At 37.6% G+C, this 19,344-nt stretch carries 14 protein-coding genes; 5 read left to right on the top strand and 9 right to left on the bottom strand.

What is annotated here, in order from left to right; translation table 11 throughout:
- The first annotated feature begins 690 nt into the window (after positions 1-690).
- Complete coding sequence (locus tag ACP6PM_RS14185; protein ID WP_426585629.1) at positions 691-1,101, top strand: hypothetical protein; 411 nt, start codon at positions 691-693, stop codon at positions 1,099-1,101.
- A gap of 220 nt (positions 1,102-1,321) precedes the next feature.
- Here the strand turns inward: ACP6PM_RS14185 and ACP6PM_RS14180 are convergent, their stop codons facing one another.
- The 6 genes from ACP6PM_RS14180 to ACP6PM_RS14155 form a co-directional block, all read right to left on the bottom strand.
- Positions 1,322-3,844 carry a CHAT domain-containing protein gene (locus ACP6PM_RS14180; RefSeq protein WP_426585627.1) on the bottom strand — a complete coding sequence of 841 codons (2,523 nt, stop codon included), beginning with the start codon at positions 3,842-3,844 and terminating at the stop codon, positions 1,322-1,324.
- A 266-nt stretch (positions 3,845-4,110) separates the two neighbouring features.
- Positions 4,111-8,907: a two-partner secretion domain-containing protein gene (locus ACP6PM_RS14175; protein ID WP_426585625.1), complete on the bottom strand. Its 4,797-nt coding sequence runs from the start codon at positions 8,905-8,907 to the stop codon at positions 4,111-4,113.
- Positions 8,908-8,970: 63 nt separating this feature from the next.
- The gene (locus tag ACP6PM_RS14170; RefSeq protein WP_426585623.1) at positions 8,971-9,135 is read right to left on the bottom strand and encodes a hypothetical protein; all 165 of its coding nucleotides are present in this window, start codon (positions 9,133-9,135) and stop codon (positions 8,971-8,973) included.
- 52 nt (positions 9,136-9,187) lie between these two features.
- Positions 9,188-9,358, bottom strand: a complete 171-nt coding sequence (locus ACP6PM_RS14165) for a hypothetical protein (protein ID WP_426585621.1) — start codon at positions 9,356-9,358, stop codon at positions 9,188-9,190.
- Positions 9,359-9,447: 89 nt separating this feature from the next.
- Positions 9,448-9,642 (bottom strand): hypothetical protein, encoded by a 195-nt coding sequence (locus ACP6PM_RS14160; protein ID WP_426585619.1) that lies wholly within the window; start codon positions 9,640-9,642, stop codon positions 9,448-9,450.
- 444 nt (positions 9,643-10,086) lie between these two features.
- Positions 10,087-10,272, bottom strand: a complete 186-nt coding sequence (locus tag ACP6PM_RS14155; protein WP_426585617.1) for a hypothetical protein — start codon at positions 10,270-10,272, stop codon at positions 10,087-10,089.
- A 615-nt stretch (positions 10,273-10,887) separates the two neighbouring features.
- On the opposite strand from ACP6PM_RS14155, the gene ACP6PM_RS14150 reads away from it, so the two are divergent.
- Together ACP6PM_RS14150 and ACP6PM_RS14145 are read left to right on the top strand one after the other, a co-directional pair.
- Positions 10,888-11,145: a UPF0175 family protein gene (locus ACP6PM_RS14150; RefSeq protein ID WP_426585615.1), complete on the top strand. Its 258-nt coding sequence runs from the start codon at positions 10,888-10,890 to the stop codon at positions 11,143-11,145.
- The gene (locus tag ACP6PM_RS14145; protein ID WP_426585613.1) at positions 11,135-11,620 is read left to right on the top strand and encodes a PIN domain-containing protein; all 486 of its coding nucleotides are present in this window, start codon (positions 11,135-11,137) and stop codon (positions 11,618-11,620) included. The genes ACP6PM_RS14150 and ACP6PM_RS14145 overlap by 11 nt, the downstream gene beginning before the upstream one ends.
- A 152-nt stretch (positions 11,621-11,772) precedes the next feature.
- Here ACP6PM_RS14145 and ftsH read toward each other — a convergent pair whose 3' ends face one another.
- Complete coding sequence (ftsH, locus tag ACP6PM_RS14140; RefSeq protein ID WP_426585611.1) at positions 11,773-13,629, bottom strand: ATP-dependent zinc metalloprotease FtsH; 1,857 nt, start codon at positions 13,627-13,629, stop codon at positions 11,773-11,775.
- Between the two features lie 1,429 nt (positions 13,630-15,058).
- Between ftsH and ACP6PM_RS14135 the strand changes: the two genes are divergently transcribed.
- Together ACP6PM_RS14135 and ACP6PM_RS14130 are read left to right on the top strand one after the other, a co-directional pair.
- Complete coding sequence (locus ACP6PM_RS14135) at positions 15,059-15,955, top strand: AraC family transcriptional regulator (RefSeq protein ID WP_426585609.1); 897 nt, start codon at positions 15,059-15,061, stop codon at positions 15,953-15,955.
- A gap of 97 nt (positions 15,956-16,052) precedes the next feature.
- Entirely contained in the window at positions 16,053-17,429 is a 1,377-nt protein-coding gene (locus tag ACP6PM_RS14130) for a hypothetical protein (protein ID WP_426585607.1), read from the top strand.
- A gap of 197 nt (positions 17,430-17,626) precedes the next feature.
- Here the strand turns inward: ACP6PM_RS14130 and ACP6PM_RS14125 are convergent, their stop codons facing one another.
- On the bottom strand, positions 17,627-18,646 hold the full coding sequence (locus ACP6PM_RS14125) for a branched-chain amino acid ABC transporter permease (RefSeq protein ID WP_426585605.1): 1,020 nt from the start codon (positions 18,644-18,646) through the stop codon (positions 17,627-17,629).
- A gap of 460 nt (positions 18,647-19,106) precedes the next feature.
- Complete coding sequence (locus ACP6PM_RS14120; RefSeq protein ID WP_426585603.1) at positions 19,107-19,262, bottom strand: hypothetical protein; 156 nt, start codon at positions 19,260-19,262, stop codon at positions 19,107-19,109.
- Between the last annotated feature and the right edge of the window lie 82 nt (positions 19,263-19,344).

Below are 19,344 nucleotides of genomic sequence, written 5' to 3'. Positions count from 1 at the left end.
TACTTTTTTTGTCAAAAATTACTGAACAGAAATACTGTGAAAGTTGAGAGTAGGGATGTTATACCATTTTTCAAAAAGAATGCTATATCTGCCAAATGTGGGGAAGTGTGGGGAGTAGTACGGACGTTTAGCTAACGCACAACTTCGTTAACGCTGCGCGACATGAAACGCATTTTTGTTATGCAACGTCCGTACGGGAGAAATAAAAAGTAGGAAAAATATATAAAATACCGACTAATAATTGTCAAAAAAAGACAAAAAATCTTGGTAACTATTGAGGTGTTTAAGTATAGCTGAAGTATAGCGTTAATCCATGGTAATTGGTATTACATTAGTCTATCCCTACTTTTTTTGTCAAAAATTGCTGAACAGAAATACTGTGAAGAAGGAGTCAGGAGACAGAAGTCAGGAGTTAATATGAAATACAAAAAATTGTACTACTTAATGAATCTCCCTCTCTCCCCATCCCCCAATCTCCCTATAAATCTTTGTTAGCAAACATTAGCGTATTTCATATAAGATAGTGACGATCATCACACCAAGGCACTGATTTAGTTTATTGTGCTATGGTATCCAAATCACTCAAACACAACCGAAATATCACCGTAATTTTCCTTACAAATCACAACTATCACCAAAAAAAAGGGTAATAATTAAAACAATTAGTTCAAACACAGGAAACCAAAAACCATGAAAAACCAAATCATTGCAATTACAACAACAGACAAAAAACAAATTAACAAGCAAACTTGGAACTCCTCATTCAAGAAATTCACTGATGTGGAACTGAAAACATTTGTGTCGGATAAGTTTCCCTTAGAAAAGCAGACTAAACCTGGTCAGGTTGGCGAAGAAGAATCAGAAAGCTTGTTTTCTTCTGAACAATCAGAAGTAGAACAATTTCCCAGGCAAACAAATAGTTTACCGAAACAAAGAACAATAATTTTAGAAGAATTAGATGAATTATTGGACGAAGTAGAAAGCTTCTTATCGGAAGAAGAAAATTCACTTGATCAAGAATCAGAAAGCTTCTTCTCCCATGAACAATTAGAACTAAAAGAATTAGTAGACCAATTAGAAGTATCAGTAAAAGAATTATAAGTAAAAGAATTATAAGTAAAATAAGTAGAAGATTTTTTCCAATTATACAGTCTATTCCATGCACGTTTTGTACGGTGTTTATATTAGATTTTGTCAAAAAGAATGAAAACTTAATTCTATACTTCAAAAACTATTTAAAAAGCTAGTGCTACTGTAATTCATCAAGCTGGAATGAGCTGTAAGACTTTATATATCATCTGCATTTAATACAATTGTTTAATTACAACCAATTACCAACAAGAATAAATGATGACCAATGATAAGGTATATTGTAATTTGAATTCGGTTCAATTTCTCCCTTAATAAATCTCATTTGAACCTGACGCAGTGCTTCTGCTTTTTTCAGTTGTGAACTATCAGACTTCAATAATTGTTGATAAAATTGTTTCATTAATTCTGCCGTAGACGCATCACTTACCCTCCATAAACTCCCTACAACACTACGAGCGCCAGCTCTAATAGAAACTCCAGCTAAACCCAATGCTGCTCGCGTATCTCCCAGTGCTGTTTCACAAGCACTTAAAATTAATAATTCTATCGCTCGATCTGATCGCTGCAAATTCTCACTCTGAAGTAGTCGATCTAAATCCCGAACATTAATACGTTCATCCCATCCTAATATGAAGGTATCATCAGGATTAGAGCTAAACTGTCCGTGAGTCGCAATATGGACGATACTAAACGGGGCAGAATTAATTTTGTCTTGAATATTAATTTTAGTGAAATTTTCATCTGCTAATTGCTCAGACTGTGGTATTGTTTTTTGAATTGCTTCTAGTTCCTGTTCAACATTAGGTAAAGGACCATAACCTTCCACTGCATAACTTGGTGCTTGTTGACCTGTTCCCGCAGTTAATACTCGTAGCTGCTCTTTTAATAAGGGTTTGGGATCTATCAATTGCAAACCTGGAGCAATAGCGATCGCGTATCGTTCAATCAGATATCGCTCCCGTTCGCTATCATACAACACTGACATGGGGATATTTCTGAGTAAACCATCCAAGACAAAAACTAAGGTTTTAATTTGACTTGTGTCGTGTTCTATGTTTACTTCCAAGTCTTTTTCAAATGGTTTGATTAACCACTGATAAAGTTGATTTGCATTTGACTGAACGCTAATTTCTTCTTGACTTCTAATGTAAACTAGCAGCAAGAATAGGTTTTCCTTAAATTTCGCTTCAAAGTCGCTATCACTTACTGAAGCATAACGAAAATTATCAACACCAGGCAACTTAAGAATAACACTTAATTGATTCTCTAATAAAATTGGATAAATAACCGCTGCATTTTCATCAATTTCATCAATATTAATATCCTCTGCATTCACACAAGCATCTTGGAAAAAGTTATCCAATTCTGCCAATTGTAGAGATTCAATCACTTCACGAGCAGCTTTGAGATTTGGCAAACTTGGTTGAGTTGAGTCTGTTTCTGGTTGCAGTAGTAATGCCACCAATTTTCTATATAGAGGTTCAACGCTAGCGCGAAAGTCGAACTGAATATCTCTATTTAAAGCTACCAAGTTTCGTCGTAAAACTTGCAGAGTATTAAAAGCAGATTTGTAAGCTAATAGTGCTGCTGAGGTGTTTCCTTGCTGAATTAAAATATCTCCTAATTGTTCTTGGAGTTGATAAGTAATATCAGAAGCAGATACTTTTTGAGATATCGCTAATGCTTGATTTGTCAATTTTAGTGCCTTTTCCAAGTCTCCATTCTTTTGAGTCAATTTTCCTTGTATGCCAATTCCATAAGCTTCTAAACGAGAATTATTAATAATTTTTGCTTGCTGAATTGCCTGATTTAGTAGTTTGTTAACTCGAGTAATTTCAGCCAAATAAGTCTGAATTTGAGCTAAGGTTGATTTAGCATATATATTGTCAAAATCAATTACAATTTCTACTAATTTAATTCTTGCTTGAATTGAGTCAGGAGTAGGATTAATTTGATTTAAGGTTTGAATAATTTGGGGTAAAGTATCAATCTGAAATTGTATATAAGGTTGCAGCCAAATATCGCGAGGTTCTTTAGACCATTGTCTAAATTTGAGCAGCAAACTGAGATGATTAATTGTTGCCTGAATTTGAACTAATTTTTCAGGAGAAATAGTTGCAGCTTCTTGATAATTAGATAAACCTTGCTCTACTAGAGTTTGAAGTGCTTCTTCCTCTTTTCTTCTTCTCGGATTAATATTAGCAATACCTTTGCCTTGAGAAAGGATATTATTACCTAAATTAAGCAATAATTGAGCTTTAGTATTGTTAGAATCTGCCAAGGGCAAACTTGCTTCTAAAACCTGTTTAGATAACTCCAATTTACCGATCGCCCGCAATCCATTTCCCAAGCTTTGTAACCCCTGAAAATTGAGATTAGTATTTGATGTTTGAAACTTTGGTAGAATATTGTCTAGGTCATTTGTAGTTAAGCTATCGCATTCTAAATCATTGCCAAATGCTTGTAGCATAGTATTACAAGAACGTCGATAAAATCCCAAACTCGTTAAAGCTTGAGCTTGATTAATTTGAGTGCCAATAATGCCAATTTTATTTTGATTTTTGCGATAAATAACTTCTGCTTGTTCCCAAATTTCTAATGCTACTTCTGCCTTTCCTTGTTGTAATAATTGGATTCCTTGTTGAACTAAATTAGAAGCAGAAGATTGGGCTAAAACGGGAGATAAAATATTAATTCCCAGGATGAAAAAGAAACTTAATAGGGTAATGGCAAGGAATTTTATTATTTTCATATTCAGTCTATTTCCATCACAAATTATTAGTTATAATAAAGTTTTTGTTTGTAGTTGGGCTTTAGCCCATCAAATATTTATCTTAGGGCTAAAGCCCAACTACGAGCTTAATTATAACTGTTATACTGATATATTTTATTAACTCTAGCTTCATCAATAAATGGTATTAACCCAATGGGGATTAGTTGTTCCACTCCCAATGACATCCTGGAAGTTCTTGCTCAATATAAAATTATCATTAAATTACATATTGGACCCAAACCCCCTCAAAAATCAAAAGGAGAAGCAGAAACAGAAAAATAAAACCCCTCCTCCTGAGCAGTCTTGTCTCTTGAGTCCACATCCACCAACGGAATACCATAATCCAAACGCATCTGAACCCTCTGCCACAAACTCACCTGCAACCCCACCCCCACTGCTGCCAAACCATTCCTTCCCTCCACCTCCTCTCCATCACTATTCCACGCCACCCCCCCATCAATAAACGGCACTACCTGAAATAACCTCTTCTCCCCAGATATCCACGGCACCGGCAACCTTAACTCAAGCGTCCCCAACACCCCATTATCCGTCAAACGAGTATCCTGACGATAAGCTCTCACACTCCTATACCCCCCCAAACCAAACCTTTCTAACGGCACTAACTCTGATGGTGATAACTGTACATCTGCTCCTACCACCAACAATGTATTTTCTGCCAACTCTCGCACCCATTGTCCCTGACCTCGCCAATAAAAAAACCGACTATCGGGTTCATTACTATTCACCGTTGCATCCAATATTCCCAACCCCACATTAAATTGAGAATTAAATGCCAACACCTGATTATCTCCCCGTAGTTGATAATCTTGGAAAAACTGCACAATTGATAATTTCGTTTCTCCATTATCATCTGCTCCCTCCGATAATGGAAAGTTTGTTCCTAATATTGATGTCTGACTATCTCGCCTGGTTGCAGATAACCCCAAATTTAAGTTTTGGTAAGGTGTTTGTACTATTGGTTGACGAAATGATAATTCGTAAGTATTAGAATTAGATTCAATATCAAGTCTTTCAAATGGTGATTCTATGACTTCATTATCTCGACGACGGTAAAATAGTTCGATACGACCATTACTGGAGTTGACTGGAAGAGAATAAGATATTTCTACCGTATCGCTGCCATCGGTGTTGGTGTAGAGAGTATTCAAACTGTCACCCATTCCTGTTATATTCCCATAACCTACTTCTACTCCTCGCCGAAATGTTCCCACACTTGGTGCTCTACCATTATTACTGATGGTTGCTATTTGCCAGGGATTTGCTGTGACAACTTCGACGTCTAATATACTTATATCTGGGCTGACTCCTGCTGAGAGTTCGGCGGATATGGTTTTGATATTGGGGTCTAGTTGTAATAGTTGTAGGGCAGAAAATAGTTTTTCTTGGTTGAGGGGAGCGGTGGTTGCTTTTTTGAGGCGACTTTTGATATAATTATTATTTAATCTGCCTTGAATATTGACGTTGATTTCACTGACTTTTCCTTCTACGACTTGGAGTGTGATGGTACCGTTGTCGGATATGGTTTGGGTGGGGATGAATGCTCCTGATGTGATGTAGTTGTTTTGGGTGTAATATTGTGTGATGGCGGTGCGTGCTGCGATGAGTTGGGCAAAGGTGATGGGTTGGTTGAGGTATGGTGTGAGTTGTTGTTGTAGTTCTTGGTTGCTGAATTTTGTGTTGCCAGTAAAGTTGAATTGTTGAATTGTTACTTTCAAAGGTTGAGAAGTTGAGGTAGTGGGACGTCTAGCTGGAAAATGTGGGTAAATTTGAGTCAATTGAGACCTCTGCGCGGACCTCTGTCTTGCTCCGAGAGGGGCGAAGTCTTCTCCCCCTTCCCTAGTAGGGAAGGGGGTTGGGGGGTTAGGTTTTTCCCACAATTTTAGTCTAGATCCCCTAGTAGGAATGGTTCCGTTACTGCTGGCGAGGAGATAGGGTGGTGGTTGTTGAGTGTCTAATTGTTCGCATTCAGGTGGTATTAACCAGGGGCGTGCGGGTGTGGCGGTGTGGGGGTTGGTGATGAGTTGAATGCCTTGGGGGGTGGATATCCAACCTTGTGCTTCGATGAATTCTGGGTCTGATGAGGTGGTGGTTTGCCCTGGAGTGGTGGTGGTTTGTGGGTCTTGCCAGAGGGTGTTGGGGGTGAGGGGGTCTGTGGGGTTTGGTGGTAAACCTCCAAGTCCTGTGATGGTGAATTGGCTGCTTTGTCCCTGTCGGCAGGGGTTTTGGTCGATGAGGTTGGAGATGTCGGGGATGGTGTCGTCAAATTCTACGAGTCCGTCACTGGGGTCTACTTCTGGGGTGTTGATGTTGACTTCTCCACTGAATGATGCTCCGAGTTCTGAGGTGGCGGTGATGTCGCTTTGGTTTGTTTGTTGGGGACGGAATTCTGTGCCGAATATGCCGGCTGCACTGATGTTGATGGTGCCTCCGAATGCTTGTTGGGCGTTGGCTGAGATGTCGCTGTTTTCTTGGGCGACTAGGTTTTCGGTGTTGATTTCTATGTTGCCTCCGGTGGCTTCTCCGGTGGCGTTGGTGGTGATGTTGCTTTTATTGCGGAGGATGAGGTCTTTGTTGTTGTTGATGGTGATGTTGCCTTGTTCTGCTGTGGTTTCGGCATTGAGACTGGCTTGGTTTGAGATGAGGATGTTGTTGCTGTTGATGACTAGGTTGCCTGCACGTTGTTTGGTGGCAGAACTGACTGTGATTTCGGCTTGGTTGCGGAGGTTGAGGGTTTCGGTGTTGATGGTTAGGGTTCCGCCTGCTCCTGTTGCTGTGGAGTCTGCTTCTGCGGTTAGTCTGCTGGGTGTACCGTTAGCAGAGGTTCCTGTAAGTTGTAGGTTTTTGGCTGAGATGGTTATATCTCCTGCATTTCCTTGGCCAGAGGTGCTGGCTGTTATTCGCGCTCCGTTTTGGATTTGTAGGTTTGTTGTGTTGAGTGTTATGTTTCTTCCATTGCCTATTGCTTCTTCTTGTACTGCTGCTGTCATTTCACTAACTCTTTGACCATCAGCAGCAATTCCCATTAGGTCTATATTAGTGGCAGAGATGGTTAACTCTCCTCCATTTCCTTGACCAAAAACATCTACACCAATTTTAGCTCCATCTTCAACTCGTAAATTTTCTGTCTTGATATTTATACTTCCTCCATTTCCTTCCCCTGTTTTCTGAACTGAAGCAAATAAACCACTAGGAACTTGACCATCGGCAGTAGTCCCAATCATTTCTATTTTTTTAGCAGAGATAGTTAGGTCTCCTCCATTTCCCTGACCAAAAGTGCTAGTGGCGATCTGCGCTCCGTCTTGAACTATTAAATTTTCTGTTTCTAGCCTCAAACTTCCTCCATTTCCTATCGCTTCTGATGCTGCTACTGAGGAAAAGGTACTAACAAATTGACCATTAGAAGAAGTTCCAGTCAGTTCTACATTAGTAGCAGATATATTAATATTCCCAGCATTTCCCTGACCAAAGGTAGCAGTGCTGATCAGTGCTCCATCTCGAACTATTAAATTTTCTGTTTCTAGGCTCAAACTTCCTCCATTTTCTCTCACTTCCGGTTCTGTTAATTCCTCTATTATCTCTTCCGGTGTCACTACTGTAGTAAACAAGCTACTACCAACCATACCATCAGCAGAAGTTCCTATAAGTTCTACATTAGTAGCAGAGATGGTTAAATTACCTGCATTTCCCTGACCAAATGTACCAACACCAATCTGGGCTCCATCCCACAAGCGTAAACTTTCTGTATCAATCCTAATATCACCTGCATTTCCTACTACTCCAAACTCTACAATAGCATTGATACTGGTGTCCCGACCGAATGAATCAGTAGAAACCCCTATCAGTTCTATATTAGTAGCAGAGATAGTTAAATTCCCTCCTTTTCCTTGACCTAGTGTATTAACACCTATCTGTCCTCGTTCTCTCAATTCTAGGCTTTTTGTCTCCACTATCAAATTACCACCTTTACCTGTAGCTCCTGGAGCTACCTCTGCTACAATACTGCTTAGAATCTGACCATCAGGTGTTGTTCCTTCTATTTTAATCAATTCTGATGCTCTAATGGTTGAGGTTCCCCCATCTTCTGACCCCAAAGTATTTCCTAAAATAATTGAACCATCTTGCACTTCAATTGCCCGGCCTTGGATTTGGGTTTCTCCCGCACCCGCTCCACTCACGTCTACAGAGCTAGCTTGAGATAGTTGAATGTTACCAAATGTTGAGACTTCTCCATAATGGAGACTACTGGAAGTAGAGGTTAGTCCAACTACTCCACTCTGAATGCTTCCTAGTTGAATGTGTCCGCTTTCTGAGGTAAGATTTCCTCCTCTTAAGGAAATATCACCTCCAACTAGAGCTAAGGTTTTACCTGTTGGAACTTGCAATCCTACATTCCTGTTTTCTCGAATATTTGAAAAGGTATCAGGATCGAAGCTCAAATTATGAGCTCGCCCTTCAACCTGAATACTTCCAGGATTTTCTGGCAACCTCAATCCAATGGGAAGGTTAACTTTCAGTAGTGGCGGTGCTTGGGGGTCTGAAGTGGAAAACTCATATCCATTTTTAAATAATATACTATCGGCTGTTGATCCATAAAAGGAACCCCCAATGTCTAATTGGGCATCTGCTCCAAATATTATCCCATTCGGGTTGATGAAAAATAGATTAGCATTTCCTAGTACACCCAGGGTTCCTAATATGTTGGAGATGTTATTTCCTGTGATGCGAGTCAGGATATTAACAACTCCATCGGGGTTGCTAAAGTAAACTCCTCTTCCTCTTTGAATGTTGAATTCTTGAAAACTGTGAAATAGATTTGCACCACGTTGGGCACCGCCATCTATGCGATCGCTTTCTATACCTTTGATATTTACGTTAGGTGTAATAACTGAGTTATCTTTTCCCAAAGTAATATCTGGTTGGAGTTGGGCGATGGCAGGTGATACGGAAAGTCTACAATAACCTAATATCAAATAGGTTAGGATTAAAATGGTGTAGATTTGAAAGTTGTAAAAATGTTTCATTTTTCGGTCATTTCCAACAGGCAAATCTACAATACTATAAAATTAGACAAGGGCTACAAATTTTTAACTTTCTAAATTTGGTGGAGGCCGGGGTGGAATCCGATTGGGAATACCCCCTACAATACTTTCGAGTTCATCTAATTCTAACTCCAGTAATTTGTTTTCCTTGATGTGATTGATACTCTTAGAATTTTTGGACTTGTCTAGTCTTTGAGAATTTTTGGCCATTATAATTCTCCTGAATTAAGTTCAATGTTGATATTTGATGAGTTAGAACGATTTAGTTGGGGTCTGCCAATGATGGTGGAGGTGGCGGTACACGCCGATTCGGATCATCACAAAGAGGTGCTCCACCTACAATATTTTCGAGTTCGTCTAATTGTAACTCCAACAAATTGATACTTTTAGGATTTTTTGACTGATGTGATTTTTTAGGATTAGTAAGTTTCATAATTTTCCTGACTAACCTTGACATTTGATAAGTTAAAACAATTTTAATCCTAAAAAATAAATAGCTAGTTAAAATTGCCTATTTATTTTTTAGTTAATTTCTCTGCTAGGTGGAGGTGAATAATTTGGTCGGTTGTCATCTCCATTTGCTTGATCTTGTGGGTCATTTCCCCCCACAACGAATTCAAGTTCATCAAGTTCCAACTCCACCAATTGGTTCTCATTAGTGTGATTGATTTTATTACAATTTTTAGATTTGTCTAGTCTTTTAGAATTTTTAGCCATTAATAATTCTCCTGACCTAAGTTCAATGTTGACATTTGACGGGTTAAAACTATTTACTTTAAGCTCCTCATTCATTCATTCATTAACGTAACTTTAATTAACCCATCCTCTAGAACAAATATTTCTGTGTTTTAGTTAGTTATGCAGCCTTGAAAACTTTTTTTGCAGAATTCTATGGGACAAATACTATGAATCTTTTTCATCGAGAAGTGATTTTAAACACTCTCATGTCCCGGCTGATTTTTATAGTAGAATAAGTATAATATTTACCTCATTACTAGGATCACTACCATCCCCCACAATATACAAACTAAGGGCTACAAATTTTTTACCCTTAAGTTCAGTGGATCTTCCAATGATGGTGGAGGTGGTGGTACACGCCGAATTACTAGGATTACTACCATCCCCCACAATATACAAACTAAGGGCTAAAAATTTTTACTCTTATGAATCTGGTTCTTCCAATGATGGTGGAGGTGGTGGTACACGCCGATTCTTATCATCACGAGGTGCTCCACCTACAATATATTCGAGTTCATCTAAATCTAACTCTAGCAGTTGGTTGTGGTTGTTATTGTTAATATTTTTATAATTTTTGGACTTGTCTAGTCTTTTAGAATTTCTGGCCATTAATAATTCTCCTGACTTGAGTTCAACGTTAACATTTGACGGGTTAAAACTATTTACTTTAAAGCTCCGAAATTAATTAACGGGACTTTAATCAACCCATCCTGTAGAATATATATTTCTATGTTTAAGACACTTATGCAGTCTTCAGAACTTTTTTGCAGGATACTATGGGACTAATCCCTTCAATTATTCTCCTGAATTAAGTTCAATAGGTTAAAACTCTTTACTATCAACCCCAAATTGGTTAAGCAAAATGTAATTAACCCATTCTGTAGAACACATATTTCTGTGTTTTAGTCAGTTATGCACTCTGGAAAACTTTTTTTTACAGAATTCTGTGGGACAAATACCATAAATCTTTTTTATTGAAAAGTAATTTTAATTACTCTCATGTCCCGGCTGATTTTGATAGTAGAATTAGGCAACACCCAACCGTTATGATATCTACCTCACTTTTCATCTAGCAGTGATTTCAATCACAAACTCTCTTGAATTCAGTCCGAAATTATTTAAGCCCATATTTATTCCAGTATTAGTCCAGGGTTAAGAAGTCCAGATTGAATTCTTTCAGAGCTTTAATAAATTGGTATAACTTACTCAAATTTCACCAAAAATATGAACACAACAATTCCTATTCAATTACCAACAACGGTATTTTCTGCTCTTCGCAAAACACCGGATGAATTTGTCCGAGAAATGCGTATTGCAGCAGCAATTAAATGGTACGAACTTGGGGAAATATCTCAAGGTAAAGCAGCAGAAATAGCTGGTTTGACTCGTTCAGAATTTATCAGTGCTTTATCTCGTTACCGCGTAGATTTTATCCAATACTATGAGTCAGAATTAGTTGAAGAAATGGAAGATGTTGATTAAGCAAGTTATTATTAACTCTTCTCCACTCATTGCTTTATTTAAAAGTCAGCAAGCTGATTTATTACCTCAGCTTTTTACTGATATTTTGATTCCAGAAGGAGTTTGGAATGAAGTTATAGTAGAAGGTAAGAATGATGTACCATCTCAACAGTTACCTACTGTAAATTGGGCACAGAAACAGGAAGTAAATATTATTCCTGAAATAGCAGCTTGGGATTTAGGAATAGGAGAATCAGAAGTATTAAGTCTAGCTCTTAATACTCCTAATTTTGCAGTTATTATTGATGATAGGGCAGCGCGTCGTTGCGCTCGTACTTTTGGTATTATTACTATTGGAACAGGTGGAATACTAATATTAGCCAAACAACGAGGAATTATTCCTGTAGTATCTCCCAGAATTCAAGCTTTGCTTGATGCAGGTTTGTGGTTATCTGATAATTTAATCAGTTTGCTCAAGCAAAAAGCTGGTGAGTAATTATGATTTTTATAAATTTTAAGGAGAATAAAATTATCACAACTAATACCGTTTTTTTTATGTTTAGAAGGCGATTTAAACTTCCTCCTAAACGATATAGTTTATAGAAACCAAGAATTATAACCCAAGTTCAAAAAGCTGATAGCTAATAGCTAGTTAACATTTTTCTCCCAAGGCGATCGCACTTCTTTTAAGAACTCATATAAGTCTTCTCCTTCTATCACTTCTTTTTCTAAAATCTGCTGAGAAAGATTTTCTAACAAATAACGATTATGATTCAAAATATCTAATGCTTGCTGATGAGCTTTTTCTACAATTTCTTTGACTTCATTATCTATTGCTTCAGCAGTTTTTTCACTAACTAAACGACGGGGATTAACTCCTTCATTACTTAAAAATCCACCTTGACTACGCCGTTCATAAGCTAAAGGTCCTAATACTTTACTCATACCATAAGTTGTTACCATTTGTTCGGCAAAATCGGTGGCTTTTTGTAAGTCTCCTGAAGCTCCAGTCGTAATATTTCCAAATACAATTTCCTCCGCAGCACGACCTCCTAAAAAGGTGGCAATTTGCCCCCGAATTTCCTCTTCATCTCTTAAAAATCTATCCTCAGTTGGTAACTGCAAAGTATATCCTAAAGCTGCCATTCCTCTTGGTACAATTGAAATTTTTTCGACCTTGCCACTACCAGGCATTAATGCACCAACTAAAGCATGACCAACTTCGTGATAAGCTACTATTTTCTTTTCGCGATCGCTCAAAACTCGACTTCTTTTTTCCAAACCAGCAACCACTCTTTCAATAGCTTCAGCAAAGTCTATTTGTGCGACAGTTTCTCGTTTATTTCTAGCAGCTAATAAAGCAGCTTCATTCACAAGATTAGCCAAATCTGCTCCTCCAAAACCAGGAGTTCTGGTTGCTATTTTATGCAAGTCAACATCTTCTCCTAACTTAACTTTTTTGCCATAAATATTTAAAATTGCTTCCCGACCTACCAAGTCTGGGCGGTCTACTAATACCTGTCGGTCGAATCTTCCCGGACGTAATAAAGCGGCATCTAAAGCTTCAGGTCTGTTAGTCGCTGCTAAAACAATAACTGTTAAATCTCCCGCGCCAAAACCATCCATTTCAGTTAACAGTTGATTCAGGGTTTGTTCCCGTTCATCATTACCGCCACTGTGGAAATTTCCACTGGTTCTCGACTTACCAATTGCGTCTATTTCATCAATAAAAATAATGCAAGGAGCTTTCTTTTTTGCCTGTTCAAATAAATCGCGAACTCTAGCAGCACCAGTACCAACAAATAGTTCTACAAATTCAGAACCAGAAATACTAAAAAATGCTACTCCTGCTTCTCCGGCGACTGCTTTTGCTAATAAAGTTTTACCTGTTCCAGGAGGTCCGACTAATAACAAACCTTTGGGTATTCTGGCACCAATTTCAGTGAAGCGTTTTGGTGATTTTAAGAAGTCTACAATTTCGGTTAATTCTGTCTTAGCTTCTTCGACTCCAGCGATATCAGCAAAGGTTATTTTTTCTGATTCTCCTTCTACATAAACTTTAGCTTTACTCTTGCTCATTGACAGAGAACCTTGAGGTCCGCGATTCATAAAAAACTGAAATGCTGCTACTAATATAATAGGTGGAATTACCCAATTTAATAGAATACCAAACCAACGACTTTGAGGGGGTGCTGCTTGAAATATAACTTTATTATTTTCTAAACGTTTAAGTAATTGAGGATCATTTATTGTAGTAGTGGCAAGTAAAGGTCCGGGTTTATCTTCTTCTCCTTTGAGACGATATAAAATTTGTTCGTTATCTATTTGCACTCCTACTACTTGTCCATTTTCTACTTGTTGAATAAATACACTATAAGGAACGCGAGGGGGTTTGCGACGTGACGGTATGAATGCGTATACTGTTAATAACAGACCTGCCAAAATTAATAAGGCACTTCCAATTTGACGGTTACGAGAATTTTTGGGATTTTTTTTAATACTCATATTTATTGTGGTATAATTTCAACCCATAAATGACAAGAAGTCAGATTCTTTTAGACTAATATGTTATTATAACATTTGTATTTGACTATAGACTTCTTGCAGAAGTCAGGGAATAGGGAATAGGGAATAGGGAATAGGGGGGATAAAATTGTCGATTAGACTTCTTGAATTGGTTTAATTAAAAATTTTGCAAGAGGTTTTATGAATAAACCGTTGAAGTACAGTCTTGATTACTTGCCACTGGCTAACTCTCAACTTTTAGTTATTGCAGCAAAAAATAATGATTTGATGTAAGTATTTGCCCAGTTAGCTGTTGAATTGATTGGGTTATCAAAATGGGAATTAGAATAGGATTTAATCTTTTCAAACTTGGAATTAAGAAACCGGATTTTTTGGAAAAACTCGGTTTCTGGAAATTCTTGTTAATCCTCTGTGGAGGTTTGGTCATTTCAGTTATCAGTTATCAGCAGTACCTCCAGCTTACGCACGAGGCTTGAAATGGAAAATTTTCTTCTCAAGGGGAGATTAGATATTGTGAGGAGACCTCGCCATCTCTCGACCGCTTTTTATCCTCTTGAAAGGGGAGGTTTGAGACCTTATTTCTTCGGTCACTAAGGGACTTCCAAATCAAAAAATATACAATTACCCTGTAATTTAGGGAGTAGGGAATAGAGGCAGCCAAACAAACAGGTTTAGTGCAAAAATTGGATAGTTTATTTTTTGCTATTCCCTAAACTCCTACTTTGGGTAATTTGACCTAAATTTAACTTAGTAATTCTTAAGAGATTGAATGTATCAGGAAATATAAACAGGAGATAGTTCAATAATTAATAATTAATAATGAATAATTAATAATTACCCCTCCTTGAAAAGAAGAGGATTGACTAATCATGAAAATTTTTATTTATTATCCCCTTAAAAGGGGAGGCTTTAAACCAAAATTTTTCGGTAACAGGGAATTAAGAAGAATAAAAAAAATTATCAAAACTATTGAGATTACTTCCTTCCACTATCTTCCAGTCGCAACGAGTTGGGTATAGTTGATATAATATTACAGCATTTCATTTGACTGTGAATAAACGGTTAAAGGGCAGTATTGGACAAAAACGACCATTAATTGCGTGTCGGTACTTAGAGACTGTTTGTAAAATAAGTATTAAGAGAACATGCGAGTGACTAAAATCTAAAAGCGGTAATACTTCAAGAGATTGAAATTTGGTAGGTAGAGAAGTATTCAGTACATATATTCCTAGATTTTTAAGCGACAAATATTTGTCTTGATTTCTTCCTCCTTATTCCCTATTCCCTATTCCCTATTCCCTGTTCCCTGTTCCCTGTTCCCTGTTCCCTGTTCCCTATCTCCTTTTTATATTTCCTTTACAAACAATCTCTTAATTGTTAATTGTTAATTATTAATTGTTAATTACTTATGACTTTTTCTAAAAAAATACCATACGATATTGACTTCAGCAATCAAGAACAAATGGGTGTCTTTGGTATAAAAATTTTACAGGCTAGCAATTTATCAGAAGGAATATATCTACGGCATTATCGCCACTTACCATGGGAAATGTTGTACAATACTTTTCGGATACATAGTGTTAACATATATACTCATGTCTCTCCAGATACTTATTCTGAAGAAAATACAACAAGAAAAATTCAGAAACGACAAACAAAACAACAAAATGTAGTTGTTATGCCTGCTGAAATAGAACATTATTTCAACTGGAATCAAACTATTTCTTATTTATCAATAGATTTAGATCCTATTGTTCTCAAGCAGAAATTAAATGACATAGTTAAAGGTGATACTGTCGAGTTATTGCCACATTTTGCCGATTTCGACCCCCTCATATCTGGTATTTTTCAGGTTTTACAACAAGAATTATTCAACTCTGGTTTATGCGGTCAATTATATATTGACTCCTTATTACAAACCTTCTATATTCATTTACTACGAAATTATTGCGTTCAAAAACTCATCCAAATTTCACCAGGCAGTTTCTCCAAAACTATATTAAATCAAGTTATAGACTATATTCAAGCTAATTTACACCAAGATTTGACTCTAACTGAATTAGCCACGATCGCCAAAGTTAGCCCTAACTACTTCGCTACTCAGTTTAAAAAATCTATCGGCATCACACCCCATCAATATGTAATTGGACAACGTGTTGCGAAAGCCAAACAATTATTACTCAAAAATAAATTAACACTGGCAGAAATTGCTCATAAGGTTGGATTTGCAGATCAAAGCCATTTGACTCGTCACTTTAAAAAGGCCATCGGCGTTACCCCAAAAAAATTTTTACTAACACAGTAAGAATCTTCAAAAAATCGGAGAAATCTACAAGATTCTAGGGTTTTACGGAACTTATATTGGTCAATGTAATACCAATTTCATGATTGATTAGAGATCTATGCAGGAGAATGTAACAACGTTAAATATTAATACGTTAACTGACAAAGACGTCGCCAAAGGTGTTCGTTTTGAGAATCCCCAGTCTCAGTTTGCACCAGATGGTATGGTCAACCCGATAACTGGTAAAAAGCGGATAGACAGTAAAACCACCATTAATCTGAATACTCAAAACTATCGTATGGGAAAATTTATGCGCGAATTTTCCAAGATTGGTTTTGATGATTTGCAGGAGGTAGTTCAGCCAAATGGTGATACTGCCTGGGTAATGGATAGGACGATAGATAATCAGGACTTTAATTTTTATATTTCTCAAGTCGATATTCTGAGCACCATTACGCTCACCGAAGTAAATAGCGAGGAGGAAATCCAACAAAAGGCAAAAGAATACAAGATCAAGCCTAAACAAACCTACATTACCATTGATGGCATCAAGTATTTCATCCACATGGATGTACCCATGAACTTTGGAACCGGTCAAAACAACGATACCTGGATCAATCTTGGTATTTTTGTTTTAGGGGATAGTCTCATGAAAACTGCAATTGCCGGAGTAATTGCTGAGATTGGACTTGATGCTTTTGACGATGTCTTGAAGAATCTCAGTAGTGCTGTTTTTGAGACCCTTTGGGCGGTAATAATAGGGCCAATGAGGGCAGTTTATCGTTTTATAGCTCGGTTGATCGGTTCGCTGACTGAAGGCGAAGAATTCGGGGCTGCTGTGGCTGCAGGCCGAGTCGCAGCGGGAGACGCCTGGACTGAAACTTTTGAAAATATAACTTACAGAACTCTTAAACACACCGTCTTCGCTGTGATTATTATTGTGACGTTGATGCTGATTATTGATTATGTCTTGCACGAATCTTATCAGAATGTTTATTTCTATAATCTGACTAGTTATGACATCCAGCTTGATTTCCCTTATAAAGACGAAGGTGAGTATCATAATTTGCCCACTCAGAATGTTCTGGCCAAGGTCGATCGTAAAGGTCCTGGCGGAATCGATCTAGGAGAATGGTATAACGGGGTTGCGTTTCGTTATCAGAGTGACTCCGAGTTCCATGGTCTGGGCTACACCATGCGTTTTAAACTATTCGATCCCAAAACGCAGAAATTAGTTAAAACCTTCTCCTGTCTGTTTGATGTGCCTTTTTCCGGAGACAACTCTCTCTATGCGTCAACCAGTGAACCTTCCAGTTATTCCAACTATTACTCCAGTAATTCCGGCGACCATAAAGTTACACAATATAGTGCTAATGACTCTCATCAGGAAATTATTGTGACCTACGACTACCTGAGTGGTAAACATACCGATCCGGGAACTGGCAACAAACTGTACCTATACAGCTCGCTGGTAATTATCCGTGACGTCGTTTAACAACAGGAATTCAAAGGGTACATCTCAATATTTGCAGATGTATCTTTAGGGGCGGAGCATTTATACGACAAATTGCATCATCAACTGACATATTTACTAGAGAAATGCTTCGCCCGTGGGTTTGTTGAGAAATTGCAGTTTCCAATTCTTCCCTAGTTTTAGGTTTGATTTTATATTCAAACTTGATATAGCACTACTTAATTATCTAGATTTGATTTATGTTGTGTCCCTACTACTTTCTCTAACAAACCTCCTCGAAACCCTAAAATCAGAACTACCAAAAGTAAACCTAATAATAAATTCCATAAATCTATTTGCTGTTGCGCCAGTTGTGAGGAAAACATCGGCAACGTTGCCAACCACTCCCAAATATTTCGTTGGTAAGACTGCACCCAATGTTCCAATAATAGGAAAACAGTAGCTCCTACTATCGGACCAGCAAATCTAGAAGCACCACCTAATATTGTCATCAATACGGGAATAGCACTAAAACTCCAATGAGCAATTTCGGGATTTGCTACCCGTTGAAATGGCGACCACAAAGCACCAGCTAATCCAGCGATACCCCCTGCAAGAGCAAATGCCATCCACCGCAGACGACGAATATCAACTCCGACAAACTCCAAACGCACTGGGTTTTCTCGACTAGCTTGCAAAATTTCCCCAAAGGGACTATGGGTGATGCGCCAGAGGATGTAGGTGGCGATCGCTACTATTATGACTGTGAGGTAATAATAATTAGCAAATCCTAATATTTTGATAGGTAAACCGGGAATTCCTAAGTCTGTTGCTACTACTCCGGTGATACCGTCACTACCTCCTGTGACTTCTCGCCATTGGAAGAGGATGGTATAAATCATCATTCCGAAGGCGAGGGTTAACATGGCAAAGTAAATTTTATCTACTCGCACGCTGAAATAACCAATAATTATAGCGACTAAAAATGCAGCAATAACTGCAATAGGTATGGCTAAAATTATCGGTACAGATACTTTAATTAAATATGCAGAAACATAAGCTCCGGTGGCAAAGTAGGCAGCATGACCAAAACTTAATAATCCGCCATAACCAAACAGAAGATTAAAGCTGAGGGCAAACAGAGCCATTAATAATATTTCTGTCAATAATACCAGGTTAAATGGTGATAGAAATAGTGGCATTAATAGGAGAAATATTATTGTCAGCAATAGTGTAATTAGTTTAAGGCGATCGCTCATTTTTTTGTTATCTATAATAAATCTAATAACCAAGTTTGTAGTAGGGCTTTAGCCCTTCAACAATTAATTATTAATTATTAATTATTAATTATTAATTATTACCTCTCCTTGAAAAGAAGAGGATTGACTAATCATGAAAATTTTTTCTTTTTTATCCTTTTTATCCTTTAAAGGAGAGGCTTTAAACCTTAATTATTCGGTAAAATATCTACAGCAAATTTCGGAGTAATGATGTACAGGGTCAATGATCAAAATATTGTAGTGCGGGCATCTTGCCCGCGATGGGTGTACCTCATAAAAACGGAAAGCGCTGTATATTCGGGCTAAAGCCCTACTAAGATTTTAGGAGAGAATTTCGGAGACCCTACCTCTAAACAATTTTTACAATTGATTAGGGTTTTTAGAGGTGGATCGACTTTTTCCTTCTTCCTTCTTCCTTCTTCCTTCTTCCTTCTTAATATTAACGTTGAATTTTTCCAAATAATCCTTGGGGTCTAAATAATAATGTAATTGCCATCAAAATAAATGGAAAAGCTACTTGCGCTCTCGGTGCAATTAAAATGCCAAAAGCATTAACTAAACCTAACAATAATGCCCCTACTAATGCACCTGGCAAACTCCCCAAACCACCAATAACAGTAATAATAAGAGACTGTTTGTAAAATAAGTATTAAGAGAACATGCGAGTGACTAAAATC

This window comes from Dapis brunnea BLCC-M229 (assembly GCF_050015995.1).
GTDB lineage: Bacteria > Cyanobacteriota > Cyanobacteriia > Cyanobacteriales > Microcoleaceae > Trichodesmium.
This window is presented reverse-complemented; position numbering and strand designations above follow the sequence as displayed.

Coding starts and splice junctions, on each gene's coding strand:
- ACP6PM_RS14145 (WP_426585613.1), top strand. CDS start 11,135: ATGTTGATTAAGCAAGTTATTATTAACTCTTCTCCACTCATTGCTTTA.
- ACP6PM_RS14155 (WP_426585617.1), bottom strand. CDS start 10,272: ATGGCCAGAAATTCTAAAAGACTAGACAAGTCCAAAAATTATAAAAAT.
- ACP6PM_RS14160 (WP_426585619.1), bottom strand. CDS start 9,642: ATGGCTAAAAATTCTAAAAGACTAGACAAATCTAAAAATTGTAATAAA.
- ACP6PM_RS14135 (WP_426585609.1), top strand. CDS start 15,059: ATGACTTTTTCTAAAAAAATACCATACGATATTGACTTCAGCAATCAA.
- ACP6PM_RS14180 (WP_426585627.1), bottom strand. CDS start 3,844: ATGAAAATAATAAAATTCCTTGCCATTACCCTATTAAGTTTCTTTTTC.
- ACP6PM_RS14185 (WP_426585629.1), top strand. CDS start 691: ATGAAAAACCAAATCATTGCAATTACAACAACAGACAAAAAACAAATT.
- ACP6PM_RS14125 (WP_426585605.1), bottom strand. CDS start 18,646: ATGAGCGATCGCCTTAAACTAATTACACTATTGCTGACAATAATATTT.
- ACP6PM_RS14175 (WP_426585625.1), bottom strand. CDS start 8,907: ATGAAACATTTTTACAACTTTCAAATCTACACCATTTTAATCCTAACC.
- ACP6PM_RS14170 (WP_426585623.1), bottom strand. CDS start 9,135: ATGGCCAAAAATTCTCAAAGACTAGACAAGTCCAAAAATTCTAAGAGT.
- ACP6PM_RS14150 (WP_426585615.1), top strand. CDS start 10,888: ATGAACACAACAATTCCTATTCAATTACCAACAACGGTATTTTCTGCT.
- ACP6PM_RS14165 (WP_426585621.1), bottom strand. CDS start 9,358: ATGAAACTTACTAATCCTAAAAAATCACATCAGTCAAAAAATCCTAAA.
- ftsH (WP_426585611.1), bottom strand. CDS start 13,629: ATGAGTATTAAAAAAAATCCCAAAAATTCTCGTAACCGTCAAATTGGA.
- ACP6PM_RS14130 (WP_426585607.1), top strand. CDS start 16,053: ATGCAGGAGAATGTAACAACGTTAAATATTAATACGTTAACTGACAAA.